Source organism: Halomonas sp. Cn5-12 (assembly GCF_021532545.1).
Lineage (GTDB): Bacteria > Pseudomonadota > Gammaproteobacteria > Pseudomonadales > Halomonadaceae > Vreelandella > Vreelandella aquamarina.
In genome coordinates, this window is sequence record NZ_JAKGAY010000020.1 from 44,196 (window position 1) to 64,653 (window position 20,458).

General features: G+C 54.5%; 20 protein-coding genes and 1 rRNA gene. 10 read left to right on the plus strand and 11 right to left on the minus strand.

Annotated elements, in window-relative coordinates:
- Positions 1 to 115 precede the first annotated feature (115 nt).
- Entirely contained in the window at positions 116 to 1,273 is a 1,158-nt protein-coding gene (locus tag L1249_RS11890) for a DUF5924 family protein (protein ID WP_228168843.1), read from the plus strand.
- Between the two features lie 72 nt (positions 1,274 to 1,345).
- Positions 1,346 to 1,798: a transcriptional regulator SlyA gene (slyA, locus tag L1249_RS11895; protein WP_054641086.1), complete on the plus strand. Its 453-nt coding sequence runs from the start codon at positions 1,346 to 1,348 to the stop codon at positions 1,796 to 1,798.
- A gap of 3 nt (positions 1,799 to 1,801) precedes the next feature.
- On the opposite strand, the gene L1249_RS11900 is transcribed toward slyA, so the two are convergent.
- The gene (locus L1249_RS11900; RefSeq protein ID WP_044629773.1) at positions 1,802 to 2,344 is read right to left on the minus strand and encodes a hypothetical protein; all 543 of its coding nucleotides are present in this window, start codon (positions 2,342 to 2,344) and stop codon (positions 1,802 to 1,804) included.
- Positions 2,345 to 2,490: 146 nt separating this feature from the next.
- Between L1249_RS11900 and L1249_RS11905 the strand changes: the two genes are divergently transcribed.
- Entirely contained in the window at positions 2,491 to 2,943 is a 453-nt protein-coding gene (locus tag L1249_RS11905; protein ID WP_044629774.1) for a universal stress protein, read from the plus strand.
- Positions 2,944 to 2,996: 53 nt separating this feature from the next.
- On the opposite strand, the gene L1249_RS11910 is transcribed toward L1249_RS11905, so the two are convergent.
- On the minus strand, positions 2,997 to 4,916 hold the full coding sequence (locus L1249_RS11910) for an ATP-binding cassette domain-containing protein (protein ID WP_054645067.1): 1,920 nt from the start codon (positions 4,914 to 4,916) through the stop codon (positions 2,997 to 2,999).
- A gap of 154 nt (positions 4,917 to 5,070) precedes the next feature.
- Between L1249_RS11910 and L1249_RS11915 the strand changes: the two genes are divergently transcribed.
- Complete coding sequence (locus tag L1249_RS11915; RefSeq protein WP_082051457.1) at positions 5,071 to 6,075, plus strand: AraC family transcriptional regulator; 1,005 nt, start codon at positions 5,071 to 5,073, stop codon at positions 6,073 to 6,075.
- Between the two features lie 11 nt (positions 6,076 to 6,086).
- Here the strand turns inward: L1249_RS11915 and L1249_RS11920 are convergent, their stop codons facing one another.
- The 5 genes from L1249_RS11920 to L1249_RS11940 are packed head-to-tail and all read right to left on the minus strand — an operon-like array spanning position 6,087 to position 12,976.
- A complete protein-coding gene (locus tag L1249_RS11920; protein ID WP_228168844.1) occupies positions 6,087 to 7,739 on the minus strand; it encodes a fatty acid--CoA ligase in 1,653 nt (550 codons plus the stop codon).
- Between the two features lie 39 nt (positions 7,740 to 7,778).
- On the minus strand, positions 7,779 to 8,963 hold the full coding sequence (bktB, locus tag L1249_RS11925) for a beta-ketothiolase BktB (RefSeq protein ID WP_228168845.1): 1,185 nt from the start codon (positions 8,961 to 8,963) through the stop codon (positions 7,779 to 7,781).
- A 50-nt stretch (positions 8,964 to 9,013) separates the two neighbouring features.
- Entirely contained in the window at positions 9,014 to 10,156 is a 1,143-nt protein-coding gene (locus tag L1249_RS11930) for an acyl-CoA dehydrogenase family protein (protein WP_228168846.1), read from the minus strand.
- The gene (locus L1249_RS11935) at positions 10,156 to 11,703 is read right to left on the minus strand and encodes a fatty acyl-CoA synthetase (protein WP_235253606.1); all 1,548 of its coding nucleotides are present in this window, start codon (positions 11,701 to 11,703) and stop codon (positions 10,156 to 10,158) included. Before L1249_RS11935 ends, L1249_RS11930 begins: the two co-directional genes overlap by 1 nt.
- Positions 11,704 to 11,746: 43 nt before the next feature.
- Positions 11,747 to 12,976: an ABC transporter substrate-binding protein gene (locus L1249_RS11940; protein WP_044629781.1), complete on the minus strand. Its 1,230-nt coding sequence runs from the start codon at positions 12,974 to 12,976 to the stop codon at positions 11,747 to 11,749.
- 204 nt (positions 12,977 to 13,180) lie between these two features.
- Between L1249_RS11940 and L1249_RS11945 the strand changes: the two genes are divergently transcribed.
- Together L1249_RS11945 and L1249_RS11950 are read left to right on the plus strand one after the other, a co-directional pair.
- A complete protein-coding gene (locus L1249_RS11945) occupies positions 13,181 to 14,050 on the plus strand; it encodes a TatD family hydrolase (RefSeq protein ID WP_054641085.1) in 870 nt (289 codons plus the stop codon).
- Positions 14,051 to 14,063: 13 nt separating this feature from the next.
- Positions 14,064 to 14,543: a hypothetical protein gene (locus L1249_RS11950; protein ID WP_044629783.1), complete on the plus strand. Its 480-nt coding sequence runs from the start codon at positions 14,064 to 14,066 to the stop codon at positions 14,541 to 14,543.
- On the opposite strand, the gene L1249_RS11955 is transcribed toward L1249_RS11950, so the two are convergent.
- Complete coding sequence (locus tag L1249_RS11955) at positions 14,540 to 15,121, minus strand: elongation factor P hydroxylase (RefSeq protein ID WP_044629784.1); 582 nt, start codon at positions 15,119 to 15,121, stop codon at positions 14,540 to 14,542. The two genes, L1249_RS11950 and L1249_RS11955, sit on opposite strands and share 4 nt — an antisense overlap.
- Positions 15,122 to 15,257: 136 nt before the next feature.
- Between L1249_RS11955 and L1249_RS11960 the strand changes: the two genes are divergently transcribed.
- Together L1249_RS11960 and L1249_RS11965 are read left to right on the plus strand one after the other, a co-directional pair.
- Positions 15,258 to 16,703 (plus strand): MATE family efflux transporter, encoded by a 1,446-nt coding sequence (locus tag L1249_RS11960; protein WP_228168849.1) that lies wholly within the window; start codon positions 15,258 to 15,260, stop codon positions 16,701 to 16,703.
- A 375-nt stretch (positions 16,704 to 17,078) separates the two neighbouring features.
- Positions 17,079 to 17,783, plus strand: coding sequence for a hypothetical protein (locus L1249_RS11965; RefSeq protein ID WP_044629786.1), 705 nt, complete (start codon positions 17,079 to 17,081; stop codon positions 17,781 to 17,783).
- Positions 17,784 to 17,843: 60 nt separating this feature from the next.
- Here the strand turns inward: L1249_RS11965 and tusA are convergent, their stop codons facing one another.
- Positions 17,844 to 18,095 carry a sulfurtransferase TusA gene (gene tusA, locus L1249_RS11970; protein WP_044629787.1) on the minus strand — a complete coding sequence of 84 codons (252 nt, stop codon included), beginning with the start codon at positions 18,093 to 18,095 and terminating at the stop codon, positions 17,844 to 17,846.
- 28 nt (positions 18,096 to 18,123) lie between these two features.
- Between tusA and L1249_RS11975 the strand changes: the two genes are divergently transcribed.
- The gene (locus L1249_RS11975; protein WP_044629788.1) at positions 18,124 to 18,411 is read left to right on the plus strand and encodes an antibiotic biosynthesis monooxygenase family protein; all 288 of its coding nucleotides are present in this window, start codon (positions 18,124 to 18,126) and stop codon (positions 18,409 to 18,411) included.
- 23 nt (positions 18,412 to 18,434) lie between these two features.
- Here L1249_RS11975 and rlmM read toward each other — a convergent pair whose 3' ends face one another.
- Positions 18,435 to 19,502: a 23S rRNA (cytidine(2498)-2'-O)-methyltransferase RlmM gene (rlmM, locus tag L1249_RS11980; RefSeq protein WP_228168850.1), complete on the minus strand. Its 1,068-nt coding sequence runs from the start codon at positions 19,500 to 19,502 to the stop codon at positions 18,435 to 18,437.
- Positions 19,503 to 19,753: 251 nt separating this feature from the next.
- Between rlmM and rnk the strand changes: the two genes are divergently transcribed.
- Positions 19,754 to 20,167, plus strand: a complete 414-nt coding sequence (gene rnk / locus L1249_RS11985) for a nucleoside diphosphate kinase regulator (RefSeq protein ID WP_228168851.1) — start codon at positions 19,754 to 19,756, stop codon at positions 20,165 to 20,167.
- 166 nt (positions 20,168 to 20,333) lie between these two features.
- Here rnk and rrf read toward each other — a convergent pair.
- A 5S ribosomal RNA gene (gene rrf / locus L1249_RS11990) occupies positions 20,334 to 20,449 on the minus strand.
- Positions 20,450 to 20,458 lie beyond the last annotated feature (9 nt).

Here is a 20,458-nt window from a genome sequence, read left to right on the forward strand (position 1 = left end):
CACCTTTCTAAATGCACACATTTCTTACGCTTTTTTAGCGCATAATGGCGTATCACATCGACTTTACCCGCTATCCCAACGATCATATCCGTTTCATTGACGAGTTTTTAACGCTATGGGGACACTCTTAACTCCCGCCCGCATGGAAGCACTGCAAGGGCGCGTCGAAAGGATCGTAGAGCGCCTAAAGCCCTGGAGTTGGCTCTGGCCGCCCATGGCGTTTGCGGCCGGATTAGGCAGCTTTTTCCTCGTTGATCGCCAACAGTGGCTAGGCGCAGCCTTGGCACTCGGCCTGCTGTTCGCTTGGCTACTACTGCTATCCGAAAGTGTGATTGGCCGCTGGCTGGCCCATCGCGGTCATCCGACGCTGCCGAAAGGCATTACCGCTTTTATCGCTCAAATGATTCACCAGGAGACGCTGTTTTTTACCTTGCCGTTTATTCTGGTGACCACCGTGTGGAACAGCGGCCAAGCGCTGTTCGCGCTGTTGGTGATTGGCATGGCCGTGTGGTCGATTATCGATCCGCTCTACTACAAGCTCGCTGGGCGCTGGCGCAGTCTCTATTTTATGTTTCATGCCCAGTGTGTGTTCTTGGTACTACTGGTCATTCTGCCCATCATGGTGCACCTCACCACGGGACAGAGCCTACTGTTAGCATTGGTATTAACTGTTTTAGTGGCTCTACCTAGCTTTTGGCATTTATTGAAAAAGCGCTCCCTCGCGCGCTGGCTAGGCTTTTTTGCACTAACCGTGGTGCTGGCTTATGGGGCATGGCTTGGTCGCGTGTGGGTACCGCCCGCTAGCCTCTGGATGACCAGCACAGCGCTATCCCCAGCGTTTGATACACAGCAGCGCACACCTCAAGGCACCATGGCATTGACGCCTGATGCTATCCGCAGTAATGGGCTGTATGTGTATACCGCTATTCGTGCGCCTCGCGGATTAAGCGAAACTATCTACCATGCGTGGCATCATAACGGTGCAGAAATGGACACTGTGGAGCTTGCGATTAACGGCGGGCGCGAACAAGGCTACCGCGCATGGAGCCACAAGCAGAACTTCCCCGAAGACCCATCGGGGGAGTGGCGGGTCGATATTATGACGGACGGTGGCCAGCGGCTGGGCCTAATTCGGTTTACTGTGTCGGAAGATGCTGACAAGGCAACCGTCGCCGATAGCACCATTCAGCCTAGCGGGCTGAGCGCGCTTAATTTACGTCGTTTTATCCCTGGAAAGAACGGCACTCAAAGCGACTCATCAGAGCCGGAGTAGCAGAACACCTTGCATTCAGCGACGCAGCTTATGACAATTCGTTCACTTACACTTTTCGGCAGTTAGTTACCTATGGCATCAACAATTGGTTTTCGTATTGCTCGTTTGCCCCATCTGTGGCGCTCGATCCTCGATCGCAGGCTGGCACCATTAGGGCTGACCCAAACCCGGTGGGTGACTCTGTACCATCTTTGGAAACTGGGGGAAGGCAATCCTCAGTGTGATTTGGCGCGCGCGATCGGTGTCGAGGCGCCGTCGCTGGTGCGTACTTTAGGACAGTTGGAGGCGCAAGGTCTGGTCGAGCGTCGCGCCTGCGATGACGATCGACGCAGCAAACGGCTCTACCTTACTCCAGCCGCCATACCGCTCCTGGAGCAGATCGATAGTGTGGTACTGGCTGCGCGTCAGGAGATGCTAGCAGGCTTGAGCGAACAGGACCTGGACCAGTTGGATAAGTGGCTTGCGCTGATCGAATCCAACGGTCTGGCGATTCAGACAAGGGATCAAGATAGCCCCACAGCCTAATCGTTAGACGTTTCTTTGTTCCACGCCATCTGGCGCTAGCGGTTTGGCAGGTGGGTGGTCTGAAAGGCCGCTCAACGCCTTCTTGAGAGGTTCGATATCCGCCAAATAGCGCGTAAACCGCTCGGCGGTTTGTGATTCCCACCACCATAGCGTCAGCGAATGGGCGTTAGATTCCAATACCAACGCATCCTGGGGCAGACGCTCTAACAGAGTTCGTAAGTGTGTGCTGGCCACATCGGGCAAGGGACGCAGCGGCGCAATGCGCCAGCGCCAACCCGCGTGAAAAGGCTCCAAAGCGTCACTAGCGTTGGAGTCACGTACCAGTACAAAATCAGGCCCAGGCGCCTGTTGCGGGTAGTGCCAGCGATACGCGGGCATCGTGCCTCTAAAATGATGTAGAGGTGGTTTGGCCATTTTGACCGTCACCCCCTGACGCGCTGCGCAGGAGCGCAGCGCCATCTGGCGCTTTTGGCGCGGGCTTGGTTTTAACCACATGACTGGCGCAATCACAAACATCAGAATAAAAACGATGATCAACCATTCCATTGCAACGCTTACCCTCTTTTCGTCAAACTCAACTCGCAATATTTAAAAACTATGACCTAGGTCGTTGTTAAGATTCATTTTCAGACCTAAAGTAAAGGTATCGAACAAGAGCCTTTCTGTGTGCCACATCACCAAGGAGATACGCCATGAGCTATCGCCATATCCTGGTCGCCGTCGACTTAACCAAAGACTCTCACAAAATCCTTGAGCGTGCGGTGGCGATTGCCGAGCGCAACAACGGCGCGAAAATTTCGATCATGCACACTCTGGAACCCTTGGGATTCGCCTACGGCGGCGATATTCCTATGGATCTTACCAGCATCCAGGACCAGCTAGATGAGCATGCCAAGAAGCGCTTAGCGGAGATCGCCGCGCCTCACGTCGAGGCTGCTGACCAGCATGTAGTGGTAGGTATGCCGGACACGGAGATTCACCGCTTTGCCGAAGAGCACGACGTTGACCTCATCGTGGTCGGCTCCCATGGCCGTCACGGCTTTGCTTTGCTGCTTGGCTCCACCTCTACTGGCGTATTACGCGGCGCTCAGTGCGACGTTTTAGCCGTTCGTGTGGGCAAAAAAGGTGAAAAAAGCGACGAATAGCTTTTTTAACGGTAAAGGCCCCACCCGGGGCCTTTAGCATATAACAGCGCTAGCTATTCGCCATTGGCCATTGCTTCAAGCTCCATCCAACGCTCCATCGCCACTTCCAGTGCCTGCTGAACCTTCTCTAGCGCTTGCAGTTTAGCCGTCACAGCGGTGGCCTCCTGCTGATAAAACGCCGGGTCGCCAATCTCCTGCTCAAGCGTCTCTACGTCCCCCTCTAAGCGTTCAATCTCAGCTGGCAGCGCATCTAGCTCACGCTGTAGTTTGTAAGAGAGCTTAACAGCTTTTTTGGCCGGTTCAGCCGCTGGGGCTGGCGCAGCTTTTTTAACGGCCTCGCTGGTGGGTTCTGTGTGCTGGCGTGCAGCACCTTCCCACGGTGCAGGGGGTAACTTACCGCCCTGGCGAATCCAGTCGGTATAGCCGCCCACGTATTCACGCACGCGCCCTTCACCTTCGAAGGCCAGCATGCTGGTCACCACGTTATCCATGAAGGTTCGGTCGTGGGAAACCAGAAGCAGCGTGCCATCAAAATCTAACAGCAGCTCTTCAAGCAGCTCCAACGTTTCCATGTCTAGGTCGTTGGTGGGCTCATCCAGCACCAGTACGTTAGCAGGCTGAGTAAACAGCTTGGCTAACAGCAGGCGATTGGACTCGCCCCCGGATAGCGCTTTCACTGGCTGACGCACGCGATCTGGGGTGAACAAGAAATCCTGCAGATAGCTCATCACATGGCGGTCTTTACCGCCCACGCTGACGCGATCACTCCCCTGGGCTACGTTGTCATACACCGTTTTTTCCAACTCGAGGCCGGCCCGTAGCTGATCAAAATAGGCCACTTTGAGATTAGTACCTAACTGTACGCTGCCTTCGGTAGGGGCCAGCTCGCCAAGCAATATTTTCAACAGCGTGGTTTTACCGGCACCGTTACGCCCCAAGAAGCCGATGCGGTCGCCACGCATCACTTCCAGGTTCACGTTGCGCAGGATCACCTCATCACCAAAGCGCTGAGTAACGCCTTTGAGCTCGACCACCCGCTTACCGGTGCGCTCGCCACTATCCACCGTGAGACTGGCGGTGCCTTGACGCTCGCGGCGTTGGCTGCGCTCATTGCGCATGGCTTCTAGCGCGCGGACGCGCCCTTCGTTACGGGTACGGCGCGCTTTGATCCCCTGGCGAATCCAGGCCTCTTCCTGAGCGAGCTTTTTATCGAACAATGCATTCTCGCGCGATTCGACCTCCAGCTCGTGCTGTTTGCGCTCTTGATACTCGCTGTAGACACCGGGATAACGCCCGAGCTTCCCGCGATCCAGTTCTAAAATATTCGTCGCGAGTTTCGACAGGAACGCCCGGTCGTGGGTGATCAGCAGCACAGCGCCGTTGAAAGCGAGCAGCTGCTCTTCCAGCCACGCGATGGTGTCCAGGTCTAAATGGTTGGTCGGCTCGTCCAGCAGCAGTAGGTCCGGCTCGGAAACCAGCGCACGGGCCAGGGCCACGCGACGACGCCAGCCGCCGGAAAGCGCGCTCATCTCCGCTTCGGGTGGCAAACCCAGTCGTGTGAGCACGACATCGATACGCTGATGAAACGACCAGCCGTCAATGGCCTCGAGCCGCGTCTGCAGCGTCGCCATGCGGTTCATATCTGGGTCTGGGTCATTGATGAGGTGCTGATATTCAGACAGCAGCTCGCCCGCTTCGGGTAGGCCTTGGGCGACCATATCAAAAATCGTCATGCCCGATGATTCAGGCAACTCCTGGGCCAGCACGCCGATTTTTAAGCCCGGCGCACGCCAAATGGTGCCATCATCCGGCTGAATATCGCCCGCTACGAGCTTTAGTAGCGTGGATTTACCGGTGCCGTTGCGTCCGACCAGCGCCAGCCGCTCGCCTCTTTCAACCGTCAGGTCGGCGCGATCGAGCAGTACTTGGGTGCCGTAAGCGAGTTGCAGCTGTTCGAGTCGTAACAGGGTCACGCAGTGTCCTCCTTCGTCGTGAGGCGCACAGTGTAACGCATGCTTCCGAATTACGATGCCCCCTTGTAGAGCCAAGCGAGACAACGTGCTAACGTCATAGGCTAATTAACAACAATAAAGCGGTGTTGAAAAACGCTGGTAAGGTGAAATCACCGTGACAGTGACAGTCTCCATGCATTTTGTTAATGAGTTATTTCGTGGCCTAACCGCTGCGGGGCAACCACCCACCCGCTATTTAGAACAAGCAGGCATTTCACCCTTTTTACTTAGTGCTCCTAATGGGCGCGTCACCGTTGAGCAATTTGCTGAGCTCTACCGCCTGCTGGCCGTTGAGCTAGACGATGAAACACCGCGTTTTTTCTCACGCCCTTTACGCTGTGGAACCCTCAAGCTGCTGTGCTTAAGTATGCTGGAAGCGCCTACCCTACAGGTCGCCCTGCATCGCTATACCCAGTTTTTTCGCATACTTCTGGATGATTTTGGCTACAGCTTTACGATTGAAGACGACTTAGCGCGTCTGGCGCTGGAAGAGCATGCGCCGCTGCAAGGCAGCCGCATTTTAGTCCATGAGCTGATGCTAAAACTTTTCCACGGCATCGCTTCCTGGATGATTGCTCGCAAGATACCGCCCGTTTTAATGGAGTGCAGCTACCCGCAGCCCGCCCACAGCGCCGACTACCTCTATTTTTATCCGGGAAAAGTGAAGTTCGACCAGCCACAAACAGCTGTTTACTTCGACAAGTCGCTCTTAGAACAGCCTATTCGGCAAACAAAGCAGCATTTGGGGGCTTTTTTACAACGCGCACCGGCGGATTGGTTTTATGTCTCGTTTGAAGACCGCTTAGCCACCCACCGGGTGAGAGAGCACCTCAGCCGTCACTTGCCGGAGGCGTGTACCGTTCAAGAGGTTGCCGAGGCGCTGCATGTCTCCGTACGGACGCTCTCGAGGCATTTACAACTAGAGGGTACGCGCTTTCAAGCTGTTAAGGATGAGTACCGGCGTGACTACGCTATTCAAGCGCTGACCCGAAGCCAGCGTACGCTATCTTCCATTGCAGAAACGCTTGGCTTTGAGGACTTAGCCTGCTTTAGCCGCGCCTTTAAGCAGTGGACAGGCAACTCCCCTGCCGCCTACCGTAAAGCACAGGCGACAAGGTGAGAGGTTCGCGCTTATATCTCGGTACGAATGCGCTTTTTATCTAGCTTGCCGACGCTGGTTTTAGGGATTTCATCGACGATACGAATCAGAGAGGGAACACCCCAACGGTTGAGTTTGCCTTGCGCCACAAACTGTTCCATAAAGCCCTGGATAGCCTCTACGGTAGGCGGCTGTTTGAGATCACTGGGCACCACCAGCGCGGCCGGGCGCTCTCCCCACTTATCATCTGCCACGCCTATCACCGCCACTTCGGCAACACCAGGACACTGGCTGATATAGCTTTCCAGCTCCAACGAGGACAGCCACTCGCCTCCGGTTTTAATGACATCTTTAATACGGTCGCTAATTGCTAGGAAACCATGCTCATCCAGAGAACCCACATCTCCGGTATGCAGCCAGCCATCCCGCCACAGCTCCTCACTACGCTTTTCTTCTTTATAGTAAGCCTGGGTTAGCCACGGGGCTTGGACACGCACCTCCCCGACACTTTTGCCATCGTGGGGGAGCGGCTGGCCGTCAACATCGACCACCTGCAGCCTTACAAACGGCACCGGAAGCCCTGCTTTACAGCGCCACGGCAACTGGCTTTCGAAGTCAGCCTCCGCAACCTCCTTCGGCAAGATATCGGCAGTGAGCAGAGGACACGTTTCCGACATGCCATAAGCGCTGCGGGTGTCGATCCCAAGCGCCCAGGCACGGCTTGCCAACGCCTGGGTCAAGGCGCTACCTCCGACCAGCACTTTCCAGCCAGTCAAATCGACTTTTTTCGTCGCGATGGCCTCCGCGCTCACCACCATGTTGAGCAGTGTCGGTACGCAGTGAGAAAAATCGACCTTTTCACTGACCAGCAGCTTCACCAGCATCTCCGGCTCGTATTTGCCCGGGTACACTTGCGTCGCGCCCAGCAGCGTGGCGGTGTAAGGGACGCCCCAGGCATGCACGTGAAACATCGGCGTAATGGGCATATACACCTTGTCTCGGTTCAACAGCTCGAAGCCAGGCGCCTGGAACGTGCTGGTCTCGCCCAGCGTGTGCAACACCAGCTGACGATGAGTGAAGAACACCCCTTTCGGGTTGCCGGTCGTGCCGGTCGTGTAGAACAGCGTGGCCACGCCATTTTCATCGAACGTGGGGAAATCATAATGGCTGGGCTGGTCAGCCAGCAGGGCCTCGTACTCCCCCACCAGTGGCAGCGACGTCGAGACGTCACGGCGCTCTTCCTGACAAAGCACGTAGCCACGAATATCGGGAAGTTGCTGCGCCAGCGGCTCCAGCAGAGGCACGAAGTCCTCATGCACCAGCACGAAGACGTCTTCCGCATGCTGCATGGTGTAGAGAATCTGTTCGGGTGCCAGGCGGACGTTCACCGTGTGCAGCACCGCACCTATCATGGGAATGGCGAAGAAGCATTCCAGATAGCGGTGGCTGTCCCAATCCATCACCGCCACCACATCTCCTGCCTGCACTCCCTGCACCGTCAACAGATGAGCCAGTTGATGGACCCGCTCTTGAAATCGGCGGTAGTCGTGGCGGCTTTGATCGCGATACACAATTTGGTTGTTGCCCGCCATGCGCACACCGGACTCCAGCAGATCCTTGATCAGCATGGGAGGGTTGGTGGCAGAGGACGTAGAAGGAAGCAGTTTTGGCGTTATCGTCGACATAAGACATACCTTTGATTGTTGTTAGATACCCGGTGCGGCTTAGCGCTCGATCAATAGCGCGATACCTTGCCCACCGCCAATGCAGAGCGTAATGAGCCCATAGCGCCCCTGAATACGCTCCAGCTCATGCAGCGCTTTCAAGATTAAGATAGCGCCTGTCGCCCCCACGGGGTGGCCAAGGGCAACCGCCCCGCCATTGGGATTTAACTTTTCCAATGGAAAACCAAGCGTCGATGCCACCGCCATCGCTTGGGCCGCAAACGCTTCATTGGATTCAATCACATCGATGTCGTTGATCGTAAGCCCTGCCTGCTGAAGGCAGCGCTTGACTGCTGGAATAGGCCCTAACCCCATTAGCGATGGTTCGACCCCCGCCGTGGTGGCCACCCGCAGCCGAGCACGTACCGTCAGCCCCCGCGCCTGTGCCTCTTCGGCATGAGCCAAGACCAGCGTAGCCGCGCCATCATTAATACCCGAGGCGTTGCCAGCCGTGACCACGCCGTCGCGTTTGAACGCAGGTTTGAGACGCGCTAAATCGCCAAGTTCAACGCCCTCACGGACATGCTCATCACGGGCAAAGGTCAGCGTTTGCTTCCCTTTCGTCACCTCGACTGGCACGATTTGAGTATCAAAACGCCCTTCTGAAATGGCCTGTGCCGCTTTTTGGTGGCTATCGAGGGCGAACTGATCCAACTGTTCGCGACTCAGCCCGTACTGCTGAGCAATATTTTCAGCAGTGATCCCCATATGGCCACTGCCGAACGGGTCGCTAAGCACGCCAAGGGTTAAATCTTGAATGCTTGTGTCGCCCATACGAATACCGTTACGCGCCTGGGGGGCTAACACATAGGCACCACGGGACATGGTTTCGGCACCACCTGCTAAGGCAAGTCGGCTGTCGCCTAAGGCAATTTGCTGCGCAGCTGACACCACCGCTTGCACACCGGAGCCGCACAGCCGATTGACATTAAAGGCACCGGCTTCTTTTGGGACGCCTGCATTGAGTGCAATATGGCGGGCCAAATAGGCATCTTCAGGGCCGGTGGTGATAATATGACCGTACACAGAGTGGTCAATGTCATTGCCTTCCACCCCTGCTCGGCGCAGCGCTTCTATGGCCGTAAGGGTACCTAGCTCATGCGGGGCAAAGGATGACAGCGCCCCACCAAAAGCGCCGATGGCCGTGCGTGCACCGCCCACAATAACTACGCTATCCAGCTGCATACATGCTCCTTGTTAACAATACTCAGGTCCTAACATCACAGGTCCTTGCATTACGGGGCCTTGCCCAGCAGCGAACGTGCGATCACCTCTTTCATGATCTCGGAGCTGCCGGCGTAAATCGTTTGTACCCGTGCATCCAGATAAAAGCGTGAAATGGGGTACTCCTGGGTGTAGCCGTAGCCACCAAACAGCTGCAAGCAGCGATCAATCGCATGGCACTGCAGTTCGCTCAGCTGTAACTTGAGAATAGCCGCATCGGTGCTACTCATGGTGCCTTGTCGATACCGTTCGACGCACTGATCGAAATAGGCTCTTGCCATTTCAAGCTGGGCTTTAATCTGCGCCAGCGTAAAGCGGGTATTTTGAAAGTCGGCGATTCGCTGGCCAAAGGCTTCCCGCTGGGTGACGTACTCAAGCGTTAGCGCTAGCGCACCCTCTATTGCCCCCAAGGCTTGGGCACCCACGCCTAAACGCTCCCGGGGCAGCTCTTGCATGAGGTAGCGAAACCCTTCGCCCTCTTCACCTAATAGCGCATTAGCAGGCAGTTTCAGTTGATCAAAGGCCAGCTCCGCCGTATCACTAGCGTGCTGGCCAATTTTTTTGATCGGCTTACCACGAGAAAATCCGGGTAACGCGGTGTCCACCAAAAACAGTGAGACCCCTTTTGCGCCAGCGCTGGGGTCTGTTTTCGCGCATACGATTACCAAATCAGCCACTTGGCCGTTGGTGATGAACAGTTTGCTACCGTTGAGCAGCCAACCATCGTCTATACGCGTGGCTCGGGTTTTCATCGCCGCTAAATCACTGCCTGCGTGGGGTTCGCTCATGGCAATCGCTCCTAAGCAATCACCTTGCGCCATGCGCGGTAGCCATGTCTCTTTCTGTTCAGGCGACCCCAAGTTCTGCACATAGGGCATAACGATATTGGCGTGAATGTTGTAGGCACTGGCAAGGCCACCAAAACCTTGGCGAGACATCTCCTCTAGTGCCAGCTGAGTCACCGCAATATCGGCCGCCGAACCGCCATACGCTTCGTCTAAATCAATGCCTAACAGCCCAGCGGCGCCCAGCGCCTTCCATAAAGAGCGTGGTATTTCTCCTGCGTCTTCCCACTGCGGGTAAAACGGTGCCACTTCCTGTGCTAAGCAGCGGGTAATCATGGTGTGAAAAAGCGCGTGTGTCTGCTCGTCCATCATGACTCCTTAAACTCTTGGCGCAGGTGGCGCTTTAAAATTTTCCCTGCCGTGCTTTTCGGGAGCGCGTCAGTAAAGACAATCCGTTTAGGCACTTTATAGGGCGCCACAATGCTTTTGGTGTGATGAATCAGTTCCTGCTCGCTCGCCTCCTGCCCCTCTTTCAGCACCACCACTGCCGTAATCGCTTCAATCCACTTCTCATCGGGAAGGCCTATCACGGCGACCTCAGCAATCGCCGCGTGCTTAAAGAGTGCCTCTTCCACTTCTCGGCTAGCCACCAACACACCGCCGGTATTAATGACGTCTTTAATACGATCTACGATATATAGGTAACCCGCCTCGTCGATATAGCCGACATCTCCTGAGTGAAACCAGCCGCCTTGAAACGCTTCAGCGGTCATCGCGGGCTTATCCCAGTAACCCACCATTAGCTGCGGCGAGCGATGCACAATTTCACCATGTTCACCAGGGGCAACGTCGTTCCCTTCTAAATCGACGATGCGCGTTTCTACCGTAAGGATCGGGCGGCCCGCCGATGCCGGGCGCTCCGCATGCTCTTCAGGTCGTAAAACAGTCGCTAATGGGGCTATTTCGCTCTGGCCGTAGCAGTTGTATAAGCCCACGCCAGGAAAGCGCTGCTGCATCTCTTCCAGTACAGGTACCGGCATAATAGAGGCACCGTAATAGGCTTTTTGCAGGGTAGAGAGGTCGTGCTGGCCGAACTGGGGATGGCGTAAGAGGCTAATCCATACCGTCGGCGGTGCAAAAAATGAGGTAATCTGGTGCTGAGCAATGGCGGCTAAGCAGCTGTCTGGCATTGGCGCTTCCAGGAGAATAACCGGGGCACCAAGCAGTAACGCGGGCATCAAAAACACGTGCATTTGTGCCGAGTGGTAAAGCGGCAACGCGGCCAACATCGCCTCACTGCCTTTAATATCCAGCTCTACCATGCACGCCATATACTCTGCCATTAACGCCTGATGGCTCATCATCGCGGCCTTGGGCGCGGCGGTCGTACCCGAGGTGTAGAGCAGCTGGGCAAGGCTACTCCCCTCTAGCGCCACGTCGGGCTCATTACTTGAGTGGGACGACCCGACGCTGGCTAATACGTCGAAGCCGCCAGGCTCCACAGCATGCAAGGTGCCATTCACCGTCAGCGTGATTGCCTGAGTGGCCTCGCGCACTTTGTCAGCAAGTGAGGCATCACTCAGTACTCCCTTAGTGCCTGATTGCTGCAAAATGTAGCCAAGCTCTTCACTGCTCAGGACAAAGTTGACCGGGACATGCACCAGCCCAGCCTTAACCGCTGCCAGCCAGGCAATCACATAGGCATCTGAGTTTTTTCCGTATACCGCTAGTCGGTCTCCCGGGACAAGCCCCGCCTCTAAAAGAGCGTTAGCCACTTGGTTAGCGGCCACGTTAAGGGCTTGATAGCTCCATGAACGGTCAGCAAAGCGAAGCGCAAGCTGCTGGGGGTATTTGCGAGCGCTGCGGTTAAGCGCAGCGCCAATGGTATTACGGTGGATTGAGTTGGTAAGCGTCATGCTAAGTCCTTGTTGTTATGGTCTAAAAGGCTTCAGCGATGAATTAACCCGTTACCAGTGGGCAGACACTTTCAGACAGCGGCCGGAACGCTTCCTCTGCTGGGATAGTGCGCACGACGCGGAAAAGGTCGTCTGCATCGGCCGACTCTTCTGGCGTTTTCACTTCGACGAGATACATATCATGCACCATACGGCCGTCTTCACGGATATAGCCATTTTTGGCAAAAATATCGTTAATCGGCGTATCGGCCATCTGCTGGCGCACCGTCTGTGTATCGTCGGTACCCACCGCTGCAATGGCCTCTAGATAGTGGCGCGTGCTGGAATAAATCCCGGCGTGAACCATGGTCGGCATGCTGCCTGTGCGCTCACGAAAACGTTCTGCCCAGGCCCGCGTCTCTTCGTTAAGGTCGTAATACCACGCCTTGGTAAACTGCAGCCCTTGCGCATTCTCAAGACCAATACTGCGGATATCGGTACTAAACAGCACCATACCTGCCAGCACCTGGCCGGCCTGGGTAATACCAAACTCACCCGCTGTTTGTACCGCGTTAATGGTGTCGCCACCGGCATTGTTTAAGGCAATGACATCTGCGCCAGAGGCTTGCGCTTGTAACATGAACGATGAGAAATCGTTATTGGGGAATGGATGGCGAGCGCGGCCTACAATGGTTCCGCCATTTTCAGTCACTATACGTTCAACGTCCGCTTCTAGCGCATGCCCAAACGAGTAGTCAGCGCTGAGTAGGTACCAGTTTTTATAGCCCTCTTGCGTAATCGCTTTGGCGGTACCATTGGACATTGCCCAGGTGTCGTAAACCCAGTGGATATGATTAGGCGAGCAGTGCTCATTGGTAACACCGGATGAAACCGCGCCATTCACTAGGCCCAGCTTATCGGCCTCTTGCAACAAACTTACTGCCGCTAATGTGACCGATGACGCCACTAAACCTGTGACCATGTCGACGTTGCGCTCATCGATCCATTCACGTACGACGCTAGAGCCAACATCGGGACTATTTCGGTCATCGGCACTAAAAACAACGATATTGGCACCCTGCACGCTACCGCCAACATCTTCTATCGCCATATGAATGGCATCCTCGCCAAGCGGGCCGATGGGGTCACGGTAAACGCCTGACATATCAGCCAAATAGCCAATCCGAATCTCATTATCAGAGATGCCCTCATTGGCCGTTACTTGAGGCGCGTAGACTGCCGTAAGTACCGCTGCTGATAGTGCTGTCATTGCGAAGCGACGTGATAGCTGCATGATATATACCTGTCTATTGTTGTTATTAAGCCAGTATTTACTGTGCATTTATGCGATGAACCACCTGCATAGTAAAAGTAAACACTCGGTTTCTGTTTACCTAACAAGCCAGTTTTTTTGCAATTCGTGCCATTCGTACTGTGTGTGAACGGTAGGAGCATTAGTGGTTGTGGGCCGCCAGCGTTACAATAGCGTTAATGACACATGGCGGAGGAATACAGTTTGGCAAGCACTGAGGCCGATACGTTTTTACCCGAAGCACTGCAATTTCGCCCTTCGACGCCTTTAGTGGATATTGGCGCGAATTTGACCCACGAAAGTTTTCAGCGCGACCTGGGTGACGTGCTGGCGCGGGCCAAGGCAGCCAATGTCACGACGCTTATCGTGACCGGCACCGATGTCGCCCATGCTAAGCAGGCCGTGCAGATGGCTCAGCAGTACACGGGGGTCTACGCAACGGCGGGCGTTCATCCCCATGATGCCAGTGGGTGGAATGACACGGTCGCCCAAGAAATGCGGCAGCTTTACCGTATGCCGGAGGTTGTGGCGGTTGGCGAGTGCGGGTTAGATTTTAATCGCAACTTTTCAACCCCAGAGCAGCAGGAGCGTGCGTTCGAGGCGCAGTTGGCTCTGTCAGCAGAAAGCGGCCTGCCGCTGTTTTTGCATGAGCGGGATGCTGGCAAGCGAATGCAAGACATACTGCGCAGTTGGCGAAATGATATTAGCCAAGCGGTTATACACTGCTTTACGGCAGACCAAGAGACGCTGCATGGCTATCTTGATTTAGATCTGCACATTGGTTTGACAGGCTGGATATGCGATGAGCGCAGAGGCCATCACCTGCGCGACATGGTGCGCGATATACCGCTAGACCGCCTGATGGTGGAAACCGACTGCCCTTACCTACTGCCCCGCAATTTGCCTGCTAAATTGAAGGGACGCCGCCACGAACCAGCACTACTGCCCTGGATTGTTAAAGAAATAGCCCGCTGGCATGACGTGAGTGATACCGAGCTTGGCGTGGCGACCACTCGCACCGCCCAGCGTTTTTTCCGAATTGAAGCGGACGCTTAAAAGGAGCAACTGCGTGGCTGACTATCCTGGATTTATTGCCATTGAAATAGGCGAAGATAATGGCTTGCCGCTCTCTATTGCGTGGTCGTTACCCGACGGACGAATCAAACAAACGCTGATCCAGCCGGACGACAGCTGGATCACCGAAGATAGCAATGTGATGGGCGCTTACAGCATTGAGGAGTTAGAGAGCCTAGGCGTCAGCCCTCTAGATGTGATTCGTGAATTAGAGAACGACCACTTCTCTGCCACGCTATACACCAGCGATAACGGCGAAGATGAGGCCGCGCTGGCGCGTTTGTTTGACACCTACGGCCTGGACCCTTTTGTAGAGCTGGCACCCGCAGGGGTACTTTACGATCAGATCAGCTCTAGTGAATGGCACCGCCTACGTAGCGAGATGTTTAACGACTTGGGCTTAGAGCCAATGCGTCCAGAGCACGAAGTTAAGGTGATGCTCACGTTGCACCAACAGCTTAATGAAAAAGATTAAGCGCTAACTTCAGTGGCTGCTAGCAGCGCTCTGCCTGCGGCTATTGCCTGTTCCAACGTATTGCCCTGCTGATAGTAGCGCGCCAAAGCTAAGTAAAACGCATTGGCGCGTTGCGGCAACCCTTCTGCTAAATAGCGCTGCGCCCGGGCAGCGACTCTCTGCGCAAAGGCATCTCGATCTACCTCTACTTCGCCCCCTAGGTTATCCACGCTCACGTGGAAGGTACGCCCGCAGGCCTGGGTGAATAGCTGTTCCAGCGCCTGAGGAGCAATTTCAGCATTTTCGAATGCTTGCTGCTCTTGGCCGTTACGGCCATCGGGCAAGTACCAATAGCCATAATCTTCTAACAGTCGCCTTTCTTTGCCCGCAATACACCAATGGCTGATTTCATGTAGCGCACTGGCAAAGTAACCACGCGCAAAAATGACCTGATGATAAGGCGTTTGATCGGTGGCTGGTCGATACAGCGGCTCATCGCCTCCTTTTATCAAACGCGTCTGGTAATGCGCCGCAAAGACGCCATCAAACAGCGCCATAATATCGCCCAGGGTCCAACGCTCTTGCTCTTCAATCACCATATTGCCACTTTTCCCATGCATTTCGCGCAGTATACCCGCTGTGGCTTAACCAGCTAAAGAGGAGACAGCAAAGCGCAGCGACTCCTGCTACTCTATCGGCCTTTCTTAGGTCTCTTGGCTAAAGGGGAGCCATACCTTGGGCGGCTTTACTAGCGATATCAAATCCATCTATTGGCCAGAAACTCGCACACTTGTTGCGCTGGCCTTGCCTATTTGCGGCGCCCAGCTAGCCCAGGCGGGCATGAGCGTTGTCGATGTCATGATGACAGGTAGACACAACGCAACGGACTTAGCCGCCGTATCAGTGGGCTCAAGCTTATGGATGCCGCTGATGCTGTTTATGACCGGCACGCTGATGGGGCTAACGCCGATCGTGGCGCACTTATTAGGCGGCCAGCGCAATAACGATATACGCCCAGCCGTACATCAAGCCCTTTGGGTGGCGTTGGCATTAGGCATCACTGCCGCAGGTTTATTATGGGTCGCCGTTACACCTATTTTTGAACTGATGAACGTTCCTCCTGGTGTTGCACAGGAGTCGGCGGCTTATCTAAGCGCCGTTGCTTTTGGAATGCCTGGGATCGCGCTTTTTCAAGCGTTACGCGCCTTTTCAGATGGCATGAATCATACTCGCCCTGCTCTCTGGATCAGCCTTGTGGGCCTTACCGTTAACATTCCCTTTAACTATTTGCTCATTTACGGTGGTGATGGCCTAGTCAATCTATTGGGTACTGGCATCCCTAATAGCTTGCAACAGCTACCGGCGCTGGGGGCTTTTGGCTGCGGTATTGCTACCGCTATTTCGATGTGGACAATGGCCATCGCGATGGCGCTTTATACAAGACGCGGAAACACCTACCGCAGCGTTTCACTTTGGGAGCAGCTTACGCCGCCACAATTGGCGGGCATTCGTGAACTTGTGGTGGTGGGTGTGCCTATCGGCGTCGCGATTTTTGTTGAAGTCACTCTATTTACTCTGATCGCGCTTTTTATAGCCAGCTTTGGAGAAGTTACTGTAGGTGCGCACCAAATCGCCCTCAGTTACACCACCATTCTGTTTATGCTGCCCATGTCGTTAAGCATGGCGTTGACCGTTCGAGTAGGTAATACGCTGGGCCAGCGACGCTTAGCCATGGCACGTAAAGTTGCCTGGAATGGCATTACGATTAGCGTCATCGTTGCGGCGATCAATAGCACGCTATTGTGGTTTACGGCCCCAACAGTGATTTCACTCTACACATCCAATACTGAGATCCAGGCATTAGCATTAACCATTATCGCGTTAGCGGTTGTTTTTCAGCTGTCGGATTCTTTGCAGGTGAATTTGGCAGGGGCACTACGCGGCTATAAAGACACGCGCATCGTCATGGTCATCACCGTGCTCTCTTATTGGATTGTGGGCTTAGGGGGCGGACACTGGTTAGGAGCCTATGGCTTGGGAGGTGTGTCTGAACCAATGGGTGTACACGGTTACTGGATTGGGCTGATTGCTGGTCTCAGCACAGCCGCTATATTGCTGGCTTGGCGATTAAAAACGATCAGCCAACAGGAGTCCCCAAGCAACGTTACGGCAAGTGGCTAGCCGCTTCGGCGAGCCTATTTCTGGAGGGATGTGGTGACAACAGCGCCGACCAAGCCTGGCGCAGCAGTCTGAACAGTGGCTGACCCACGTCAATCAATTAATTGACGTTCACCCTATTTCCTCCCCTGAGGCTATTACGGCCTATCAAACTTCGTGGTTCTCTATGAGTGAGTAACCCTGAGGCACCTTGGCTACAATTTCAGAATGCTTTGGAGGAGCGCCAGCAACTAAAAGCGGCATTTTCTGCCTGTGATGTCGATTAAAAATCATGTTTACGCTTAACCTCGCGCTCAAGCTGTGCTATTGGTGAAGGTAGCGGCAGGCGGTGTTCACTGTCTGCCAATGTCGTGACCACGCAGTACAAGGAGGGACACCATGGGCGCACCCCTGTCAACTCGCTCTGCCCAGGTCATCGACCTGGAAACCGTGCGTCAGCGTCAGCAGGCGCGAAAGTGTTTAGTTCGTTTAGCACCAGAGCTAGATGGCTTAGAGATGGTCTACCAGCTCGCTGCGAGTCCCGACACCTACTACGGCCTGCCCATTCTTGCCTGGGGGCTTAGGGAAGATGGCAACGTTGTGGGGCTTGTTCCTTGGATGGAGTCGCTGGCGGCCTGCCATGAGCTGGATAGCCATGAAAGTGGTTTCTTCGTCGGCTACCGAGACCCTGAAACCGACGAAATTTTCGAGCTTCCCCCTGACCATAAGTACGATGAGCTAAACGCCGCTGCCAGCTATTTTGAGTATGAGGCTTCTAGCGAAATTACGCTGATTCAACAGCTTCCTGATACTTTGGGCACACATGCACTCTGCATGAACCACCCTAATGCGCCATGGCACATGAAGCCTGTGTACGGATGGCGGCTGTATAGTGATGGCAGCATAGAAGCGATGGTGGCAGACGAGCAAAAAGCCACCATGACCCCCATTTTACTGGGCGACAAGTGCTTGTACGACGCGCATTCTCGGCATCAAACCGTCTATTTCTTCCAACGCCATATTGCTAATCGCATTCTGGAAGAGGATCCAGCCACGCTTGAGGCACTCGCCATGATGGTAGTGCCGAGTAGTGATCACGCTTAGCGATAATAGGCAAGGCGCTACACCCTTAGTCGTTGAGCGCCTTGCTTTGGCTCCACAAGATCACGCTAAGCGGATAAAGTAGACGTACTGATCGTCTGCGATATTTTTATCTATCAGCTCGTGCCCTAAAAATTGACAAAATTTTGGCACATCGCGCGTAGTCGCAGGGTCGGTTGCCACGACCTTCAATACTTGGCCTGCTGTCATATCACGGACTTTATTATGCATCAGCATAATAGGCTCAGGGCAATACAGCCCGGTGGTATCTAGTTCAGCGTCAAACGCGTTGTGGTCATCGGTATTATCAGTCATCGACTCTCTCGGTTAGGAAACAGACACTATGATAAAAATCATCATTGAACGGCGCATTATGCCCGGTTTAGAGGACGAATATGAACAAGCAGCGCGCGAAGCAATGCGTGTGTCACTGGGCGTTAGAGGCTTCGTTGGTGGTGAAACCTTGGTTGAGCTTGGCCACACAGACCGCCGTTTAATGATTACCAAATGGCGCGACTTGCGCGCTTGGAAAGAGTGGCACGCCAGTGAAGAGCGCGCCATGGCAATGCAGCGTATTTTACCGCTACTTACCGAAGACGAAACCATCCGCATTTATGAGCCAGGCTACTAGCCCAGCGGCGGATACCTGCCAGGTTAGTGAGCCAGCCTAACGTATACCGTCACCTCTTCCCGATCATGGTAGAGGTGGCGACAACGAATAGTGGCCCCTACGCCCGCTGTCGCTAACGCTTCTTCTAGCGTTGCCAAACAGCGAGTTACTTCATACCAGCGCTTTTTCATCGGCAGCTTGAGGTTAAAAATGGCCTCCCGGCACCACTTGCGCGTCAGCCAGCGCTCAACCATGGCCAAGACCCGCACTGGCTTGTCGACGATGTCACACACCAGCCAGTCCAAACGCTGGGGCGGCTCCCAGGTAAAGCCATCTTCACGTAAGTGATCGATCTGCCCGGTGGCCATGAGCTGTTTGTCCATTGGGCCGTTATCGATGGCATAGACATACATACCGCGCTGCACAAGCTGCCATGTCCAGCCACCTGGCGCTGCGCCTAAATCAGCCGCCTGCATATGCGTAGCTAGGCGCTCGTCCCACTCTCCCCGGGGGATAAACTCGTGCCAGGCTTCTTCGAGCTTCAACGTTGAACGGCTAGGCGCTCTGGATGGAAAACGCAGGCGACGAATTCCGTTAATTAACTCACTGCGGTTATCGGGAAAGCTCATGCCTAGCTGCACACGATCACCGTCTGTCCAAAAAATATGCAAGCGGCGAGCCCCCGCCTTACCCCGTAATGCACCACGCTTTTTCAACATACTCTGAAGAGGTTTTGTCAGCGCTTTAATTAATCCGGCTAGCGCTTTGCCATCATTAGTATCCGGCGTTTCGTGCCAAATTTCTTCAAAGCTCCAGCGGCTTGCTTTGACCTGATCTAAAATCGCCGTAAGCCGATCATCCCGAGACAGGGTCAACGCGGGCAGCGCTGCTAAACTTTGCCTCGCAAATATGAGCCGTTTAAAGGCTGCCTGACGGTGTAAATCATTTATCGCCTCGCCATCATGGCGCGTTAAACTTACCCAGCCTTCACCTTGCATCGGCTCACAGGGAACCCCCTGTTGCTTCGCATGGTGCTGCATCTCTGCCAACGCATCGTGTTCAAAACCTGGCCGGCAGTAAACAAGCCATGACGTGGGTACCGTGTCACTCACCTTTCACCTCTAACATAATCTGCAACCCATAAACGCGATATAACAGCTTGCTCGCGTGGCGGCCTGCATCATAGCACTTTATGCGCACCTCACTCTAAGCGCGTCGTCTTTTCGTTCGAAGTGTCGTACACTACTAGCTTGATATCTCGACAGTCCTTTCTTTATGGAGAGGGCTTTTTTTATGTCATTCAACACCATTTGTATAACGACGCAACCAGCCTTTTGCTACTGCGTTTGCCAAGGAGAGCATCATGGGGCAGCGACCTCCCCTTATAATCAATCGGCTTGATGCAGACCGCTTGCAGCGCCTGATTGATGCAGCGACTGAAAAGGATCAAATGGTGGCTGAGCTGTTACAAGATGAGCTTAGTCACGGGGAAATAGTCAATCCCGAAGAGATTCCTGATAACGTTGTGAGCATGAATAGCCAAATTCAGTTTACCGATCTCACGCGTAATCAGCAGATAGTACGTACACTGGTTTACCCGCACTCTCTCGGTAACACCGAAGATGCCATCTCCATTATGGCCCCCATCGGTGCTAGTCTTTTAGGTGTGAAGGTAGGCGATACTATCGATTGGCCACTGCCTAACCGACAGGCAACCCGTTTACGGGTAGACGCCATTCTATGGCAGCCTGAACGCGAGAAACAGTACCACCGCTAATCGTTTAGTAACCTATTTAGCCGCCCCTAACGGGCGGCTTTTTATTGCCGATCCCCCCCGGACGGAGCATGCCCACAGCAAAAAGCCCCGAACATGCTGTGTTCGGGGCTTTTCTTCGGCGCAACAAAAAACCCAGCCGTTTGGCTGGGTTTTTTGCGGTATAGGTGCCTGACGATGACCTACTCTCGCATGGGGAGACCCCACACTACCATCGGCGCTAAGCGGTTTCACTGCTGAGTTCGGCATGGGATCAGGTGGTTCACGCTCGCTATGGTCGTCAGGCGTAACGGG